The 17,123-nt window shown below is 65.2% G+C and carries 19 protein-coding genes; 14 read left to right on the top strand and 5 right to left on the bottom strand.

All coding sequences use genetic code 11. The features are described 5' to 3' along the window. Positions 1–27 precede the first annotated feature (27 nt). The 12 genes from CH274_RS10300 to CH274_RS10245 all read left to right on the top strand — a co-directional run bounded on the left by CH274_RS10300 (position 28) and on the right by CH274_RS10245 (position 10,706). Positions 28–444: an SRPBCC family protein gene (locus CH274_RS10300; protein ID WP_094630222.1), complete on the top strand. Its 417-nt coding sequence runs from the start codon at positions 28–30 to the stop codon at positions 442–444. Then, positions 437–1,129: an SDR family NAD(P)-dependent oxidoreductase gene (locus CH274_RS10295; RefSeq protein ID WP_094657356.1), complete on the top strand. Its 693-nt coding sequence runs from the start codon at positions 437–439 to the stop codon at positions 1,127–1,129. Before CH274_RS10300 ends, CH274_RS10295 begins: the two co-directional genes overlap by 8 nt. A 32-nt stretch (positions 1,130–1,161) precedes the next feature. Continuing rightward, entirely contained in the window at positions 1,162–1,881 is a 720-nt protein-coding gene (locus CH274_RS10290) for a CoA transferase subunit A (protein ID WP_170944612.1), read from the top strand. Continuing rightward, positions 1,878–2,516: a 3-oxoacid CoA-transferase subunit B gene (locus CH274_RS10285; protein WP_094630225.1), complete on the top strand. Its 639-nt coding sequence runs from the start codon at positions 1,878–1,880 to the stop codon at positions 2,514–2,516. Before CH274_RS10290 ends, CH274_RS10285 begins: the two co-directional genes overlap by 4 nt. Positions 2,517–2,590: 74 nt before the next feature. Beyond that, complete coding sequence (locus CH274_RS10280) at positions 2,591–3,418, top strand: IclR family transcriptional regulator (protein ID WP_179275696.1); 828 nt, start codon at positions 2,591–2,593, stop codon at positions 3,416–3,418. 139 nt (positions 3,419–3,557) lie between these two features. Beyond that, positions 3,558–4,094, top strand: a complete 537-nt coding sequence (locus tag CH274_RS10275) for a flavin reductase family protein (protein ID WP_179275695.1) — start codon at positions 3,558–3,560, stop codon at positions 4,092–4,094. Continuing rightward, positions 4,091–5,029, top strand: coding sequence for a fumarylacetoacetate hydrolase family protein (locus CH274_RS10270; protein ID WP_094657353.1), 939 nt, complete (start codon positions 4,091–4,093; stop codon positions 5,027–5,029). The genes CH274_RS10275 and CH274_RS10270 overlap by 4 nt, the downstream gene beginning before the upstream one ends. A 7-nt stretch (positions 5,030–5,036) precedes the next feature. Continuing rightward, complete coding sequence (locus tag CH274_RS10265; RefSeq protein ID WP_094657352.1) at positions 5,037–5,831, top strand: hypothetical protein; 795 nt, start codon at positions 5,037–5,039, stop codon at positions 5,829–5,831. Positions 5,832–5,854: 23 nt separating this feature from the next. Then, positions 5,855–6,811: a helix-turn-helix transcriptional regulator gene (locus CH274_RS10260; RefSeq protein ID WP_179275694.1), complete on the top strand. Its 957-nt coding sequence runs from the start codon at positions 5,855–5,857 to the stop codon at positions 6,809–6,811. A gap of 129 nt (positions 6,812–6,940) precedes the next feature. After that, positions 6,941–8,728: an FAD-dependent oxidoreductase gene (locus CH274_RS10255; RefSeq protein ID WP_094657350.1), complete on the top strand. Its 1,788-nt coding sequence runs from the start codon at positions 6,941–6,943 to the stop codon at positions 8,726–8,728. Next, entirely contained in the window at positions 8,725–9,801 is a 1,077-nt protein-coding gene (locus CH274_RS10250) for a maleylacetate reductase (RefSeq protein WP_094657349.1), read from the top strand. Before CH274_RS10255 ends, CH274_RS10250 begins: the two co-directional genes overlap by 4 nt. 8 nt (positions 9,802–9,809) lie before the next feature. Continuing rightward, positions 9,810–10,706 (top strand): dioxygenase family protein, encoded by an 897-nt coding sequence (locus CH274_RS10245; protein WP_032396134.1) that lies wholly within the window; start codon positions 9,810–9,812, stop codon positions 10,704–10,706. A gap of 22 nt (positions 10,707–10,728) precedes the next feature. Here the strand turns inward: CH274_RS10245 and CH274_RS10240 are convergent, their stop codons facing one another. From CH274_RS10240 to CH274_RS10220, 5 genes are read right to left on the bottom strand one after another with little or no spacing between them, the layout of a single operon-like run. Further along, positions 10,729–11,361 carry a TetR family transcriptional regulator gene (locus CH274_RS10240; RefSeq protein WP_094657548.1) on the bottom strand — a complete coding sequence of 211 codons (633 nt, stop codon included), beginning with the start codon at positions 11,359–11,361 and terminating at the stop codon, positions 10,729–10,731. A 10-nt stretch (positions 11,362–11,371) separates the two neighbouring features. Continuing rightward, positions 11,372–12,580: an NAD(P)/FAD-dependent oxidoreductase gene (locus tag CH274_RS10235; RefSeq protein WP_094657348.1), complete on the bottom strand. Its 1,209-nt coding sequence runs from the start codon at positions 12,578–12,580 to the stop codon at positions 11,372–11,374. Beyond that, a complete protein-coding gene (locus CH274_RS10230) occupies positions 12,577–12,750 on the bottom strand; it encodes a rubredoxin (RefSeq protein ID WP_032396132.1) in 174 nt (57 codons plus the stop codon). The genes CH274_RS10235 and CH274_RS10230 overlap by 4 nt, the downstream gene beginning before the upstream one ends. Further along, positions 12,747–12,911, bottom strand: a complete 165-nt coding sequence (locus tag CH274_RS10225; RefSeq protein WP_032396131.1) for a rubredoxin — start codon at positions 12,909–12,911, stop codon at positions 12,747–12,749. Before CH274_RS10225 ends, CH274_RS10230 begins: the two co-directional genes overlap by 4 nt. Next, positions 12,911–14,134, bottom strand: coding sequence for an alkane 1-monooxygenase (locus tag CH274_RS10220; protein WP_045200419.1), 1,224 nt, complete (start codon positions 14,132–14,134; stop codon positions 12,911–12,913). The genes CH274_RS10225 and CH274_RS10220 overlap by 1 nt, the downstream gene beginning before the upstream one ends. Before the next feature lie 456 nt (positions 14,135–14,590). Here CH274_RS10220 and CH274_RS10215 point away from each other — a divergent pair, with 456 nt between their 5' ends. Both CH274_RS10215 and CH274_RS10210 read left to right on the top strand, forming a co-directional pair. Further along, complete coding sequence (locus CH274_RS10215) at positions 14,591–16,420, top strand: DUF4012 domain-containing protein (protein ID WP_256993526.1); 1,830 nt, start codon at positions 14,591–14,593, stop codon at positions 16,418–16,420. Between the two features lie 34 nt (positions 16,421–16,454). Beyond that, positions 16,455–17,123, top strand: coding sequence for an SGNH/GDSL hydrolase family protein (locus CH274_RS10210; RefSeq protein ID WP_179275693.1), 669 nt, complete (start codon positions 16,455–16,457; stop codon positions 17,121–17,123).

Below are 17,123 nucleotides of genomic sequence, written 5' to 3'. Positions count from 1 at the left end.
CCACCAACACAATTCGAGGAGAACACCATGACCATCGTTCAGTTGAGCAAGACGACCACCCTCACCGCCAAGGCCGACGAGGTCTGGTCTTTCGTCAGCGACTTCGGCGGCTACGCCTCCTGGCAGCCGCACATCGACGCCGTGGAGATGCAGGCCGACGGTAGCCGCAAGGTCGACTTCTCCCGCGGCGACTCGGTCTTCGACCGCATCGCGGCTCAGGACGACGCCGCCCGATCGCTCACCTACGAGTTGGTGCCGGGCCAGCCCGGACCGATGCAGCACCTCGCCGCCACCTTCACCGTGCGTGAAGCAGGCGACGGTTCCGAGGTGGAATACGCCATCGAGGCCGACGTGCCCGAGGAGATGCAGGACGGTGCCCGCGTCGGTATCGGAGCGGACATCGACGGCGCTCTCGACGGCCTGAACAGCAAATTCGGTGGCTGACGACGCCCCCGTCGCACTGGTGACCGGAGGAGCGGGATTCATCGGGTCGGCTGTCGTCGACCAGCTCCGCGCCTCCGGCCACCACGTGGTGGCACTCGACCTACACGGTGATCCGGCGGTCGACCTGTCCGACGAACACGCCGTGCGCGCAGCCGCACGGGCAGTGCTCGCCGAATACGGCCGCGTCGACGTCCTCGTCCACGCCGGGGTCTCGTTCCAGCGTGCGACTCTCGCCGATCTGGATGCCGCGGTGCTGCGCAACGTCATGGCCGTCAACGTCGAAGCGCCGCTGTGGCTGGTCCAGGAGCTCGAACCGGGAATGACCGAGCGGGGATTCGGACGCGTGGTGTTCCTCGTGTCCGACACGTTCTTCAACCCACCGCCGGTGTCGGACATGCTGCCGTACATCACCAGCAAGGGCGCGCTCATCGGCGCGGCACGCTCGCTGGCGCGCTCCCTCGGCGCGTCGGGCATCACCGTGAACTGCGTTGCACCGGGTCTGACGCCACCGCCGGTCGGCGGCATGGAACAGCACGTCAAGGACGACGTGCTGCGCAGGCAGGCACTTCCGCGTCCACTGGTCCCCGACGACGTGGCCAACGTCGTCGCGTTCCTGGTGCGGCCGGAGAGTCAGGCCATCACCGGTCAGACGCTGTGCCCCGACGGTGGGCTGGTGTTGCTGTGACGTCCCATGTGGCGGTGCGGGCCGGTAAACGGATGTCGGCCGAAGAGGCCGTCGCGGACATTCCCCACGGCGCGAGCATCGGCGTCGGGGGATTCGGCACCGCCGGAGTGCCGTGGGCGTTGGTGCGAGCACTGCGTGCCCAGGGTGCCTCCGGCCTGACCGTCGTGGCGAACAACTGTGGGGTCAACGGTGCAGGTCTGGCTCTGCTGCTGCACGATCGCCGCATCGACCGGGTGATCGCGTCGTACATCGGATCGAACGAAGAGTTCGCGCGGCAGTACATGAGCGGCGAGCTCGAGGTCGAGCTGACACCGCAGGGGACGTTGGCCGAGCGGCTGCGGGCCGGCGGGGCCGGCATCGCTGCCTTCTTCACCCCCACCGGTGTCGGCACCCTCGTCTCCGACGGCGGCATGGCGCATCGCTACAACTCGGCCGGGGACGTGGTGAAAGCGTCCGTTCCCAAAGAGATTCGCCGATTCGGACTCGGTGGCCGCGAGCGTGAGTACGTGCTCGAAGAGGGCATCGTGACGGACTACGCATTGGTTCGTGCCTCGGTGGCCGACACTGCGGGCAATGCGATATTCAGGGCCTCGGCGCAGAACTTCAACCCGGATGTGGCGATGGCCGGCCGCATCACCGTCGTCGAGGCCGAGCGCATCGTCGAACCTGGCGAGCTCGATCCCGACTCCGTTCAGCTCTCCGGCGTGTTCGTCCAGCGTGTGGTCGAAGTGCCGGACGAGGTGGTCGCATGACCGGCCTCGGCTGGGACCGGGACGAGATGGCGCGGCGGGCCGCGCAGGAACTACGTCCCGGCCAGAGCGTCAACCTCGGAATCGGTCTCCCCACCCGCCTGGCCAACCATCTGCCGTCCTCGCTCGGAGTGACCGTGCACAGCGAGAACGGAGTTTTGGCCGTTGGCCCCACACCGCTGCCGGATTGTCTGGACACCGACCTGATCAATGCCGGAACCGAACCGATCACGGTGCTCCCCGGTGCATCGTTCGTATCCTCGTCGACGTCGTTCGCCATGATCCGCGGCGGACACATCGACGTGACGGTTCTCGGTGCGATGGAGGTCTCGGCGACCGGCGACCTGGCCAACTGGATGGTGCCCGGTCACATGGTGCGGGGGATGGGCGGGGCCATGGACCTCGTTGCGGGTGCCGGCCGCGTCATCGTCGTCATGGAACACGCGGGCAAGGACGGCACTCCCAAACTGGTGCAGCAGTGCACCTTGCCGCTGACCGGACGCGCGGTGGTGGACCGCGTCGTCACCAATCTCGGCGTTCTGGATGTCACGCCACGAGGCTTCGCGTTGCGTGAAGTGGCTCCGGGGGTGACGATCCACGATGTACGCCGACTGACGGGGGCGTCCGTGATGACGTGATGAGCCCGGCCACAGGGGCGTTGACCGGTGTGGTGACCGGGACGACTAGTAAGCTCACGTCCCATGGAGGCTTTGTGAACGAGCGCGAGAACCGAGACGCCGGCCACGTGCGTGCGGTGTCCCGGGCCACCCGCATCGTCACCGCCCTGGCCGAGCACCCCTACCCGCTGGGCATCGTCGAACTCGCCCAGTTCGTCCACCTGTCGCCGGCCAGCGTGCATCGCATCCTCGGCACCCTCGTCAGTGTCGGTTGGGTGGAACAGAATTCGCGCACCGCGAAGTACCGCCTCGGGATGCACGCCATCGGAATCGGCAGCGTCGGAATGGTCACCAATCCGGTACTGCACGACGCGCGGATGTACCTCTCGCGTCTGGCGGAATGGTCGGGCCACGATGCGGTGCTCAGCACTCTCGTGGGAGTCAAGGCCGTCCAGCTCTCGCGCGTAGCGGGAGCGCATACCGAGTTCATCGAATTCGAGCCCGGGCACCCGCAGCCCGCGTACGCCATGGCCGACGGCAAGCTTCTGCTGTCGTACATGCCGTACGAGCAGCGTCGCAACCTCTACGACAACGAGGGTCTGCGGCGATTCACACCGAACACGATCACCGATCCGGATGCCATGGAAGAGGAGTTCTCGCGCATCCAGGAACAGGGATACGCCGTCGACAACTTCGAACGGTTCGATACCGGTCGCGGGATCGCGGCCCCGGTCCTCGACGCCGATCGACGGCCCATCGCAGCGATGCTGTGCCTGGGCAAGATCGAGCCCGATCGTGATGCGGAGATCATTCAGCAGCTGCTCTCGTTGGCACGGGAGATGTCGGAACGGCTGCGCGCCGCAGGAGATCTGCCTGCGTCCGCTCTCGATATCGCAATGCCCGGGACCGACTCGGGTCACTGATTTTCCCGAAACCTTTCTGACGCAACGGCGTCCGCGGCGCTCCGTCCTCCCCGAGGGTTGACGGCGGTGTCCGACGTCACGTAAAGTCGGTTGAAATACGATTCCATCAGACGGAATCAAAACGCGAATGGACTGTCTCATGGCGACGTCGACCACCGAAACACCCGCCGCAGCGGATGCGGGAATGATCTTCCGAAAAGTATTGGGCCACCTGCCTACCGGCGTTGTCGTCATCGCGTCGGATGGCCCATCCGGTCGGACCGGGATCGCGGTGAACTCGTTCACGGCGGTCTCACTCGACCCGGCACTCGTCTCGATCTGCGTAGCGCGCACCTCGACCACCTGGCCGGCCATCAGAGCGGCAGGCCGGTTCTGCATCAGCATTCTCGCCGACCATCACGAACAGGCGTCACGCCAGTTCTCGGCACGCAACACCGATCGTTTCGCAGGCACGAGCTGGCACGACCAGTCGGCTGGCCCGGCCCTGGACGACGCGGTGGCCTGGCTCAACTGCGAGATGTACGCCGAATACGCGGCAGGCGATCACACGATCGTCGTGGCCCGAGTACACAGTCTCAGCGCGGCCGAGGACGGCAGCGCTCTGGTCTTCTTCCGCGGCCGGTACGGACGTTTCGTCCCCAACCCCCAACCCCCAACGAAAGGTGCAACACCATGAAGCTTCTCTTCTTCGACGATTTCAAACTCGGAGTCCTCCACGGCGGCAACGTGATCGACCTCAGTGGCGAGGTCAAGGACATCCCGGCGGCGCACCCGCAGGACGTCATCCGCGGCGTCATCGAGGGCTGGGCCACCTACCGCGAACGACTCGAAGCCGCCGTGGCCGCGGGTGACGGAATTCCGTTGAGCGCAGTACGTATTCGCCCGCCGATCCCTCGGCCGTCGAACATCGACTGCATGGCGCGTAACTACATGGAGAACGGAACCCTGCCCGAGCGGCCGCCGATCAACGGATTCGCCAAGTCTCCGAATTCGATCATCGGACACGGAGACACCATGGTGTTGCCCGACGTCGCAGCAACGATTTTCGAGGGTGAGGCGGAGTTGGCCATCGTCATCGGCAAGCGCGCGCACAACGTCTCGGCGGCCGATGCATACGACCACATCTTCGGCTACACCAACCTGATCGACGGGTCTGCACGCGGAATCCCGCCGCGGGAGAACGCTTTCTACCAGATGAAGTCGCGGGAGACCTTCTGCCCGATCGGCCCGTACCTGGTGACCGCCGACGAGGTGCCGAACCCGCAGAACTTGCCGGTCACGCTGTGGAACAACGAAGAGATCAAGCAGGAGTTCGACACCGACGACATGGCGTACAGCATCGCCGAGTCCGTCGAATTCGTCTCGCACATGCACGCCCTCGAACCCGGCGACATCATCGCCACCGGAACCAATCACCGTGGCCTGCATGCCTTTCAGGACGGCGACCGCATCGACCTCGAAGTGGGCGACCTCGGCCGGCTCAGCGTCACCATCAGCGACGAGCTGCACCGCACCTGGGGACGTCAGACGCGCCACGAATGGACCGAAGCGGGAAACAAGGGTCGGACTCCGCCTCAGTTGAGCGGACGCTACGCCCCCACCGCCGAATGACCGCCCGATGAAAGTGCTTCGCGTACACGAGACCCTCGGCGATTCCGACACCTACGGAGGAATCGACGCAGGTGATGCCTTCCTGCCGCACCGCGACTCACGCGTCAAGGGTCCCGCAAACGTCGTTCCGGCAAAGGCCTTCTGGCTCACCCGAGCCCGGATGGCCGACGTCCCCACCCCCACCTCGCTCGGGTCGCACGCCGTTGTGGTGCTCTCGGGCGAGGTGCGGGTGGACGTACGCGACCGCAGCCCGGCCGTGCTCTCCGCCGGAGACCTGGTGTTCGCGAACGTCGCCAGTCCCGAGACCCTGACGATGACCTGGGACGGCTTCGCATGGTTGCTCTACCTCGCACTGGACGACTGGCTGCCCGAAGCAGGCGACAACGGAGCCCGACCCGACCCGACCGTCCGGCGGGGCCGGCCGTCACTGACGTGGATCTACGACGACGGCGGAACCTCACGGACCGAGCCGCTGCGCTGGCCGAGCGATCTGGCACCGGTACCGCCGGTCGAGCAGTGGCCGCGCTCGCTCGGAGCATTCGTCACCCGCCGCGATTACGGCGAGGACGGGTACGTTCCCGGCGTCTGGCACAACGGCCCGAGGCCACAGCTGGGCGTCACACTCAACGGCAGGGCCGAGAACGAGACCGGGGACGGAACGGTGACCTCGCCGGTGGCCGGCGACATCGCCTACATCGACGACGTGACCGGAGCAGGCCACGTCACGCGCGGCCTCGGTGATCGGTGGATGCTGTTCGTTACAGTCGATCCGGAACACCTGCGTTTCGTACCGGAGAAGTAAGTCCCTCACCAAGGAGGCCCGACGTGTCGATCGCTGCGTCACCCGTGGAGTTCTCCACCGTCGGGCTTCCCTCCGTCGAGCGAGTACGACGGTGGGAGGGGCACAACTCCGAGGTGCTCATCGGGCTGAGATGCCGCAGCCTCGAAGGGGGGTCCCTCGAGGCCACCGAAACCAACGTCCAGGTCGGATCGGTCGGCCTGGCCCGCGTCGTCGGAACCTCCCATGTCGTCGAGCGAGATGCCGAGCTGATTCGGCGTCGGCCGTCGGACTCGGTGGTCCTGTACTTCAGCCTGGTCGGCGATGCGTTCTTCTACTCGGAGGACGGAGTGCGCACCGTCGGCCCCGGCCAGGTTCTGCTGTGCGACGCCGACAGAGCCTTCATGCGCGGGTTCTCGCACGGCCTCGAGGAACTTGTCGTCAAGATCCCGCGTGGCATCTACTCCGACGTCACCGGAGAGGGCTCTCTCGCGACGCCGAGGGTCTTCGACTTCTCGGCGAACGGCAACGTGCACGCCGCCGCCCTCGCAGCTCGGGTGAGCCGTGCGACTCGCACCGACGGGCCCACCGCACCGGACGAGCGGACGATCCTCGAGCTGGTCTCCGTCCTGACCGGTGGAACGCGCAGCGACGGCGGTGCGGCGCATCGCGCATCTGCCCGCTCCTTCATCGAGCGCCGTCTGATGGACGCGTCGTTGTCTGCCAGCGACGTGTCCGACGCGATCGGAATCAGCGCTCGGCACCTGTCCCGGGTCTTCGCCGCCGACGGCACCAGCGTGCCCAAGTACATCCTCGAGCGGCGCCTCGCCCGTGCACACACGATGCTCACCTCGCCGTCGGGACGCTCGACGTCGATTGCCGAGATCGCCGCCTCCTGCGGATTCTCCTCTGCCGCTTATTTTTCCAGTGCCTTCTCGACACGGTTCGGAGCCAGAGCATCGGAGGTTCGACGCGACGCGATGGTGCTGCGCTCGGTGCACTAGTTTCGCAATTGCGCCACCGTTGTCGATTTCCGCCGACATGACCGGGATCGATGGCCACCCCCGGTGTGATGCAGGACACTGGGTTGCAAGACCCGAGATCAACGTCGGGCGCAACGAAGGGTGTGTTCCATGCCGGTGTTCGACGACGGCCAGAAGGCCACAGAGCTGCCCGATTCCTCGGTGGTCGAGACCGACGTTCTCATCGTCGGCTCGGGACCAGCCGGTGGATCCGCAGCATTGCTGCTGTCCACTCTCGGAATCCCCAACATCATGATCACCAAGTACCGCTGGACGGCCAACACTCCGCGCGCCCACATCACCAACCAGCGAACCATGGAGGTCTTCCGTGACGTCGGTATCGCAGACCAGGTATTGGCCGACGCGACCGAGCACGGGCTCGTCGGCGACACCGTCTTCTGCACCTCGATCGCGGGCGAGGAGATCGGCCGCATCCGCACGTGGGGTACCGGAGCCGACCGAGAAGCGGACTACCAGCTCGCGTCGCCGTGCCTGACCGTCGACATTCCCCAGACGTACCTCGAGCCCATTCTGGTGAGGAACGCGACGATGCGGGGAACCCAGGCCCAGTTCTCCACCGAATACCTTTCGCACGTGCAGGACGCCGACGGGGTCAGTGTCTCGGTCATCGATCGACTCACCGGACACCGCTACACCATCCGTGCCAAGTACCTGATCGGTGCGGACGGAGCGCGGTCCAAGGTGGCCGCGGACATCGACCTTCCGCTCGAAGGCGCAATGGACATCGCCGGGTCGATGAACATCACCTTCAAGGCCGATATCGCCGAGTACGTCGGACACCGACCGTCGGTGCTGTACTGGGTGATTCAGCCCGGATCCAATGTCGGCGGCATCGGTGCCGGTTTGGTTCGCATGGTTCGGCCGTGGAACGAGTGGCTCGTGGTCTGGGGATTCGACATCGCACAGCCGCCACCGGTGGTCGACGAGGCCGCCGCCGTCGAGATCGTTCGGAGCCTGCTGGGCATGCCGGAGCTCGACGTCGAGATCACCGGAACATCGTTGTGGGGCAACAACGAAATGTACGCCACGCACCTGCAGAAGGGGCGGGTGTTCTGCGCGGGCGACGCCATACACCGGCACCCGCCGAGCAACGGGCTCGGCTCGAACACCTCGATCCAGGACTCCTACAATCTCGCGTGGAAGATCGCTGCGGTGATCAAGGGCCAGGCGGGTGACGAGTTGCTCGATACCTACTCCGCCGAGCGCGCCCCGGTGGCCGAGCGAATCGTCAAACGCGCCAACCGATCCGGTCGTGAGTTCGCAGACCTGTTTCATGCCCTCGGAGTCACCGACGCCAAGACCGAGGAAGAGATGGTCGAACGCATCGAAGAGCGTAAGGCCAACACGCCTGCAGGCGCGGCGAAGCGGGCCGCGCTGGTGCAGGCCATGGAGATCAAGAACTACGAATTCAACGCCCACGGAGTGGAACTGGGCCAGTTCTACACGTCCACGGCGATCGTTTCGGACGGGGTACTGCCGGAACCGGAACGAGACTCGGACCTGTACTACCAGGTGTCCACCGTGCCCGGATCGCACCTGCCGCACGCCTGGGTGGGCGACCACATGCACAAGCACGCGATGATGGATCTTGCGCCCTACGATCGCTTCACGCTGATCACCGGAGTGGCCGGATCGGATTGGGAGTCGGCGGCGGACAAGATCGGCCACGAGTTGGGCGTATCCGTCGAGGCCGTCGTCATCGGACCCGGACGCGACGTCACCGACCTGTACTTCGATTGGTCTCGGCTCCGTGAAGTGACCGAGAGCGGTGCGTTGCTGGTCCGCCCGGACAAGCACATCTGTTGGCGTGCACACGAACTCGTGGCAGACCCCGAGGGTGCCCTGCGGCAGGCATTGACGGCGGTCCTGTCGAGATGACCTACGCCTTCGTCTACGAGGCGAACCCGATGCGGGTGCGATTCGGCGCGGGATCGCTGTCGACCGTGGCCGACGAGCTCGACCACCTCGGGCTGCGGCGCGTCCTCGTTCTCTGCTCGCCGAGCCAGAAGGGCACAGCCGAACGCATTGCCTCGACGCTCGGAGACCGATGCGTGGGTGTGCGAGCCGACGCCGTGATGCATGTGCCGTCCGAGGTGGCGAAAAGATCCAGCGCCGAGGCTCTTTCGCTCGGTGCCGACGGCTGCATCACCGTCGGGGGCGGATCCTCGATCGGCCTCGGCAAGGCCATCGCCCTGGTGCACGGATTGCCGATCGTGGCCGTTCCCACCACGTACGCCGGATCGGAGATGACCCCGGTGTGGGGCCTGACGACCGACGGGCACAAGGAAACCGGTCGCGACATCAGGGTGCTGCCACGCAGCGTCGTCTACGACCCCGAGCTGACGACCGGTCTTCCGGTCGACATCTCCGTCACGAGTGGAATCAACGCCGTGGCGCACGCCGTCGAAGCGTTGTATGCACCCGACATCAGCCCCATCGTCGCGCTGATGGCCGAGGACGGGGTGCGCGCACTCGCATCGGCGCTACCGGCGATCGTGGCCGATCACCTCGATCCGCAGGCGCGCAGCGATGCCCTTCACGGTGCCTGGTTGTGCGGTGCCACTCTCGGTGCCACGACGATGTCGTTGCACCACAAACTGTGTCACTCGCTCGGCGGTACCTTGAACCTGCCGCACGCTCCGACCCACACCGTGGTGTTGCCGCACGTGTTGGCCTTCAATCAGTCGGCGGCACCGGGCGCAGTGGCGGCGCTCTCGCGTGCGCTTCCCGGCTCCGGTGACCCGGCCACCCGGTTGTGGGAGCTCTGTCGCGCACTCGGCGCGCCACGGTCCCTGGCCGAACTGGGTATGAAGGAGAAGGACATCGACCGAATCGCCGACGACGTGACGAGCAGATCGTACGGAAACCCGCGGCCCGTCACCCGTGAGGCCGCCACCGCCGTTCTGCACGCAGCGTGGGCGGGCGACCCGCCGACCGACATCGGACAGTGAGAGAGACCATGACCGAGCAGACCATGACCGGACAAGCACAGGACGCCGTCGAAGAACAGTTGGTGGAGAACGTCCTTCGATCGTTCGACGACTGCACCGACCCTCGATTGAAGCAGGTGATGACCTCGCTGGTGCACCACCTGCACGGGTTCATCCGTGATGTGAGACTGACCGAACAGGAGTGGAACAGCGCCATCGGATTCCTGACCGAGGTCGGTCACATCACCGACGACCGCCGTCAGGAGTTCATCCTGCTCTCCGACGTCCTCGGGGCGTCGATGCAGACGATCAACGTGAACAACCCCGCCTACGAGGACGCGACCGAGGCGACAGTGTTCGGCCCGTTCTTCGTCGACGACGCACCGCGTATCGAGAACGGTGGTGATGCATCGGGAGGTGCTGCAGGACAGCCGTGCTGGGTGGAAGGGACCGTGCGCGACACCGCCGGCACGCCGATCCCCGGAGCACGCCTCGAAATCTGGGAAGCGGACGAGGACGGGTTCTACGACGTTCAGTACGACGACGCGCGAGTCGGCGGTCGAGCACATCTTTACACCGACGACGACGGACGCTATCGATTCTGGGCGTTGACTCCGACTCCGTATCCGATTCCCCACGACGGCCCCGTCGGACGAATGCTCGCTGCGACCGGTCGCTCGCCGATGCGCGCCTCGCACCTGCACTTCATGGTGACGGCACCGGGGATGCGCACGTTGGTGACACACATCTTCGTCAGCGGTGACGAACTGTTGGACAGCGACACCGTGTTCGGAGTGAAGGAGTCCTTGATCAAGGATTTCGTCGAGCAGCCGTCGGGAACACCGACTCCGGACGGTCGCGACCTCGGCGACAGGACCTGGGCCAGAGCCGACTTCGACATCGTGCTCGCACCGGCCGACATGTGAGACCGCCGGCCCGGACGATCGGTCATTGGCCGACCGAGCGCCCGGCGGTGATGGAATCGACGTACGGAGTCAGCAGTAGTGCAAAATCATCTGCTGCGGAGGCGATATCGGGTGGCGGCTCGGGGATGTAGCTCAATGCCAGACGCACGATTGCCCGACTGATGACGTCTGCCTGACGCGGGCTCGCGCCCACCCACCCGCGCTGGAACGTCTCGGCCAGACGGTCTCCCGCACGCTCGATGAGGACGGCACTGTCGGTGGTGATCAGCCGGAGCAGATCTTCGGGTGCGTCGCCACCGTGCAGCGATCGCACCAGGGGATCGAGCGCACTCAACTGGAAGAACGACGAGAAGCCTTGGCGCAGAGCAGCCGATGCGTCGTTCTCGTGTTGATACAGCGCCGTTTCGCACATCGCGACGAAGAGGTCGGTCAATCTGATGGCGTACCCCTGCGCGACGCCGCGTCGTGAACCGAACTCGTTATACAGGCTCTGTCTGCTCAGCCCTGCTGCCTTGGCGATGTGGCTCATCGTGACGTTGCGCCAGTTGCGCTCGTTCAACAACTCACGCAACGCATCGAGCGCGGTATCGCGCGCAAGACTGGACGCGGCTTCACGGTATCGACCGGGGGTCGACGTCTGTTCGGCTGCGGGCATGAACACGACTCTATCGAACGACCGCATGTGGTCGATCCAGCCAATCCTCTCCGAGGAGATCCCGATCGATGGGATCACCGCTGGCGATGAAGGATCTGATCTGCCTGATGTCCTTCGGGAACCCCACGCCGATGGCCCCGACGAGCCGGCCGTCACGCAGCGCGCATGCGGTGAAGCGGCGGTCGGCAACAGAGCCGCGAGCCACCACGTACTCGTCGGTCGCACCGGTCCACCCGGCGAACTGAAGGTTGACGCCGTGTTGGGTGGACCAGCCCCACGGGACGTCGAGGCTGCCCGGATCCACGCCGATCATCGAGCGGGCAGCCCGGGTGGCCTGATCCAGTGCGCCGTTCCAGTGCTCACTCCGATACGTCCCGCCGAGGATCGTGTTGGGTACCTCTGCCACGTCGCCCGCGGCATAGATGTTCGGTATCGAGGTCTGCATCCCCGCGTCGACCAGAATCCCCGATCCGATCTCGAGGCCCATGGCTGCTCCGAGTTCGACGTTGGGCACCGAGCCGACGGAGACCAGCACGGTGCCGGCGGACCACGAACGACCGTCCGCTGCGGTCACGAGAAGTGTTCCGTCAGGTTGCTCGGCGAGGTCGGTGACGGCGACGTCGGTGTGGAACGCGATGCCGTTGTCTGCGTGCAGGTCGACGTACATCTGCGAGATCGCGGCCGGAGCGATCCGGTTGAGCGGTGCCGATGCGGCCTCGAGCACCGTCACCTCGGCTCCCAGGGACCGAGCAGCCGCGGCCGCCTCGCATCCGATCAGTCCGCCGCCGATCACCAACAGTGATCGGGTGCGCAGAATGTCGGCGTGCAAGGGCTCGACATCGGCGACTCCTCGGAGGGTGAACACGTGGCCCGGAAGATCGAGTTGCCGGGCCCGAGAGCCGGTTGCCAGGAGCAGCGCGTCGTACGGAACCGGGTCGCCGTCGTCGAGCAGCACAGTCGAATCGGTGAGGCCGACAGCCGTGACACCCGAGCGCACGTCGACACCGTCGATCGCCGAGCCGAGCTGCACTTGCTCGATCGACTTGCTTCCGGTCAGCAACTCCTTGGACACCGTCGGTCGGCGGTACGGCGCAGCCCGTTCACTCCCGACCATCGTGATGGACCCGGTGAAACCCTCGGCGCGTAGGGCTTTGGCCGCGGTGTACCCGGTTGCACCCGAACCGATGATCGCGATCGCGTGCGGAACGGACGCACTCACCCGCGCTCGACCTCGACCATCTCGAAATCGACCTTGGCAGCGCCACAATCGGGGCACGACCAGTCGTCGGGAATGTCGTCCCAGCGAGTGCCGGGTTCGATCCCGTCCTCGGGCCACCCCAGTTCCTCGTCGTACTCGAATCCACACTGAACGCAGCGGTAGAGCTTCATGCCTTACTCCTGAAGTCGATTTTCTCGCGGACACCGCAATCGGGGCAGGGCCAGTCGTCGGGTACGTCGGACCATGCTGTGCCGGCCGGAAAGCCCTCGCGCGGAGCGCCGTTGGTCTCGTCGTAGACGAACTCGCACACCGGGCACTCGAAGGCGGCCATCACTTGGCTCCGTGCGCGGCGAGGATCTTCTCCCGCTTGGACGGCTGGATGTTGACCTTCGTGATGTCGCCGTCGTAGTGGTCGAGAACACGGTGGTCCATCACCTTGCGCCACACGGGCGGGAAGTACGCCAGCGAGATCATGCTCGCGTATCCGCTCGGCAGGTTCGGTGCCCCGTCCATGCTGCGCAGAGTCTGGTAGCGGCGGGTGGGGTTGGCATGGTGATCACTGTGTCGCTGAAGGTGATACAAAAAGATGTTGGTCACGATGTGATCGGAGTTCCAGCTGTGCTCGGGGGTGCATCGCTCGTAGCGGCCGTTCTCCTTCTTCTGCCGCTGCAGGCCGTAGTGCTCGAGGTAGTTGACCGTTTCCAGCAACGAAAAGCCGTAGATCGCCTGAATCACCAGGAACGGCAGCACGATCGGACCGAACACCGCGACGAGCACCGCGTAGAGAACAACGGACATCAGCCACGCGTTCAGTACGTCGTTCCGAATGCTCCACGTGCTCTTGCCCAATCGCTCCATGCGCGTCTTCTCGAGCTCCCAGGACGACTTCAGGCTGCCCCAGACGCTACGAGGGAGGAAGGCCCAGAAGCTCTCACCGAACTTCGAGCTCGCCGGATCCTCGGGAGTGGCGACGCGAACATGGTGGCCGCGGTTGTGTTCGATGTAGAAGTGGCCGTAGAACGTCTGTGCCAGCGTGATTTTCGACAGCCAGCGCTCCAGACTGTCCTTCTTGTGGCCGAGCTCGTGCGCAGTGTTGATACCGACGCCGCCCATCACACCGATGCTGATGGCCAGACCGATCTTCGAGGCCAGTCCCAGTCCACCGTCGATTCCGAGCCAGGACAGGTTGTCGGCCGACCAGAGGTAGCAGGCGAACACCAAGCTCGCCAACTGGAACGGAATGTAGGCGTACGTGCAGTAGCGGTAGTACTTGTCTTCTTCGAGCGCCTTCATCACCTCGTCGGGTGGGTTGTCGCCGTCGGGACCGAAGAACCGGTCGAGGATCGGGAGCAACCCGTAGACGAGCAGCGCGCCGATCCACCACCAGACCGGGGACACGGCGTTCCAGCCGAGCTGGTTGAAGGCCCAGACCAGGCCGGTGGCCACGAACACCGCTGTGGGCGGGATCAACCCCATCAGCCAGAGGTAACGCTTTCGGTCGTGCCATTCGGCAACCGGCGTCTGCGCCTGGTTGTCGACATTCGATGCGGTCATCGTCACTCCTCGTGTAAGGCCGATCACTATGGATTGGACAATACACTGAATTTGTCATTCCGGTAGACAAATTTCGAGATTTGTACAAATGGTCCGGCTCTGTGGCCGCGACCACAGAGCCACCGTTCGGACAGATTCAGCTGCTACCTTCCGATTCGTTGTGGCCGGTAACAAACGGTCGCAGCGCACGCAGGTCCGTCTGTATCCCGTCGGGGGTACTTCACAACAGGAGTAGCTATGGACGCATTCATCGCCAAGATCATCGTCGACGTCATCCTCGGGCTCATCGGCAGCGGAAGCGCCGAGAGCGGCAGCACCGCAGTGAGCGCAATTCTGGGTTCCTGACCTCGAACGGCTGCGCCGGTGCGATATCGGCGCAGCCGACCCGAGCGTCGTGTCGCGGTGGGAGGACGTCGTTTGTAGTCTTAGCCGCGACGAAAGGGCACCCATCCAGCCATGAGCTACGACAACGACTACCCGTACGGCGACCATCGCAGCTCTCGTAGTCGCCGCAGGCGTCGTCGTTCCAAGAAAAGGACCGGCCGACGCATCCTGCTCGGTTTCGGGGTGTTCGTCGTCGTTGCGCTCGGACTCGGTGCCTGGCTCGCCTACACGGCCAATACCGCTTATACGTACCTCGATCAGGCTCGGGGCTACGCTCAGGCAGCGAAAACTGCTCTGCTGGCAGGGGATACGCAGAAGGCCGAGACCTCCGTGGACGACGCGGTGCGCACCTCGACCCAGGCGAAGGACGCCACCGATTCGCTGATCTGGCAGGCGGCTGCCGCGATTCCGTACGTGGGCCAACCGCTGGACGTCGTCTCGCAGATCACCGACGTCGTCAACGGGCTGACCGTGGATGTGCTGACGCCGTCGGTCGAGGTGGGGGCCACGCTCGACCCGAGTCAGCTGCGCGGGCCCGACGGTGCCATCGACATCGCTGCTCTGCGCGCCGCCTCGCCTGCGCTGTCACGGGCCGCGGCCGCAGCGGACGTACTGAACACGCAGTCCCAGGCCATCGCGGAACCGGAGTTCGTCGCTCAGGTCGGCGACGCTCGAACTCAGCTGCAGGATCAGACGCACGAATTGACGACTCTGTTGACCAACACCGACATCGCCGCCAAGGTGCTCCCCGCGATGCTCGGTGCCGACGGTCCACGCAACTACTTCATGGCCTTTCAGACTCTCTCGGAATCTCGTGGAACCGGTGGACTGATAGGCGGATTGGGCATCGTGCGTGCTGTCGACGGCAAAGTCGGGGTCGACTCGCTCGGCAGCAACCGCGAGCTCCGAATTCCGTACGACCCCATCGATCTCGGTCCGGACTTCTTCAACACCTACGAGAGTCGCTTCCAGCCCACGCAGAATTGGCAGAACAGCAACGTCAGCCCGCACTTCCCGTATGCCGGGCAGATCTGGCAGTCGATGTGGGAGCAGGAAACCGGCGAACGTGTCGACGGCGCTCTGGCCACCGACCCTGTTGCCCTCGGCTACATCCTCGATGTCGTCGGCCCCATCACGATGGGTGACGGTGAGGTGATCGACGGATCGAACGTCGTTCGGATCACGCAGTCCGACGCATACTTCCGCTTCGAGGACGACAACACCGCGCGCAAGGCCTATCTCCAGGACCTCGCCGCCCGAGTGGTCGCGAAGATGCAGGGCAATATCGGATCTCCCAGCGCGCTACTCGAGGCACTCGGCAAGGCCACCAGTGAAGGCCACATCGCCGTGTGGAGCGCGGACCCGGCACTGCAAGCGATCCTGGGACCGACCAGGATCGGTCACGAAGTTCCCGACAGCCCCGACCCGTACGCCGCGGTGGTGGTGAACAACGGTGCAGGCGGCAAACTCGACTACTACCTGCAGCGCAAGGTCACCTACTCCGCACAGTCCTGCGACGGCCCGACGCGGACCACCCGCGTGGTCGCCGAGATCACCAACAACGCTGCGCTGCAGGACTACACCACCTACATCGCCGGCAGACAGAACGACTCCACCCGATACGACGGACCCCCGGGAACCAACCGATCGGTGGTCGCGCTGTACGCAACTCAGGGCGCGACCTTGACGAACGCCACCATCAACGGAACTCCTCTGTTTCTGCTGACCGCTGCCGAGCGCGGCCACCCCGTGTTCTACGTGCCGGTCGTCATCGAGCCGGGGCAGACCAAGACCATCGAGTACAACCTCGTCGAACCGACCGTCGCCGGCGAGGCGCAGGCACCGGTTCAGCCGCAATCGGTCCCGGCACCCACCGAAGTGGACTTCCCCGACTGCAACTGATTCCCCGCGTCACCCCTAGGGCAGAATCCCCGGCGTGCGAAGAACTCGACTGTGGATCGCCGGCGCACTCGGGTTGGCGCTCGCCGCCGCGCTCGTGGCGGGACCACTGAGGAAGCCGGCGCTGACGATCCACAACGCGCACTGCTTCGGGTGGAGCGTCAACGACACCGGACCACGGTTGGTGACGCTGGGAGACTCGATGGCCCAGGGCAATTCACGTGTCGACTGGGGAATTCACGGCAACACGTCGTGGTATTCGTACCTCGTGTGCGGAGACGATGCTCCCGCCGCCGATGGTGCCAACTTGGGAATCAACGGCGCGACCACGACGCAGATCCTCGCCCGAACCGACGAAGCGCTGGCCGCGAACCCGGACATCCTCGTCGTCAACGGCGGCACCAACGACCTCGCCCGATCGGTACCGCTGCCCATGATCATCGAGAACCTACGCGCCATCCTGGACCGGGCACACGACATCGACACGGTTGTGATCGCCACGGTGCCGTCGTCGCGGAAGGTCAGCGCAGACGACCTGAACGACGACATTCGCGCACTGGCCGCCGAGCGCGGCATACCCGTCGCAGAATTCGCGCCACTGCTCGACCGACCCGGAGCCACGTTCGACGGCGTTCACCCCACTGCGAGGACGGCTGCCCGGATGGCAGCGGAGGTAGCGGCGGTGGTCGGAGTTCGGGCGACGTAA

The organism is Rhodococcus sp. 06-418-5 (assembly GCF_002258285.1).
GTDB lineage: Bacteria > Actinomycetota > Actinomycetes > Mycobacteriales > Mycobacteriaceae > Rhodococcoides.
This window is presented reverse-complemented; position numbering and strand designations above follow the sequence as displayed.

Coding starts and splice junctions, on each gene's coding strand:
- CH274_RS10300 (WP_094630222.1), top strand. CDS start 28: ATGACCATCGTTCAGTTGAGCAAGACGACCACCCTCACCGCCAAGGCC.
- CH274_RS10290 (WP_170944612.1), top strand. CDS start 1,162: ATGTCGGCCGAAGAGGCCGTCGCGGACATTCCCCACGGCGCGAGCATC.
- CH274_RS10285 (WP_094630225.1), top strand. CDS start 1,878: ATGACCGGCCTCGGCTGGGACCGGGACGAGATGGCGCGGCGGGCCGCG.
- CH274_RS10275 (WP_179275695.1), top strand. CDS start 3,558: ATGGCGACGTCGACCACCGAAACACCCGCCGCAGCGGATGCGGGAATG.
- CH274_RS10270 (WP_094657353.1), top strand. CDS start 4,091: ATGAAGCTTCTCTTCTTCGACGATTTCAAACTCGGAGTCCTCCACGGC.
- CH274_RS10265 (WP_094657352.1), top strand. CDS start 5,037: ATGAAAGTGCTTCGCGTACACGAGACCCTCGGCGATTCCGACACCTAC.
- CH274_RS10255 (WP_094657350.1), top strand. CDS start 6,941: ATGCCGGTGTTCGACGACGGCCAGAAGGCCACAGAGCTGCCCGATTCC.
- CH274_RS10250 (WP_094657349.1), top strand. CDS start 8,725: ATGACCTACGCCTTCGTCTACGAGGCGAACCCGATGCGGGTGCGATTC.
- CH274_RS10245 (WP_032396134.1), top strand. CDS start 9,810: ATGACCGAGCAGACCATGACCGGACAAGCACAGGACGCCGTCGAAGAA.
- CH274_RS10240 (WP_094657548.1), bottom strand. CDS start 11,361: ATGCCCGCAGCCGAACAGACGTCGACCCCCGGTCGATACCGTGAAGCC.
- CH274_RS10230 (WP_032396132.1), bottom strand. CDS start 12,750: ATGAAGCTCTACCGCTGCGTTCAGTGTGGATTCGAGTACGACGAGGAA.
- CH274_RS10225 (WP_032396131.1), bottom strand. CDS start 12,911: ATGGCCGCCTTCGAGTGCCCGGTGTGCGAGTTCGTCTACGACGAGACC.
- CH274_RS10220 (WP_045200419.1), bottom strand. CDS start 14,134: ATGACCGCATCGAATGTCGACAACCAGGCGCAGACGCCGGTTGCCGAA.
- CH274_RS10215 (WP_256993526.1), top strand. CDS start 14,591: ATGAGCTACGACAACGACTACCCGTACGGCGACCATCGCAGCTCTCGT.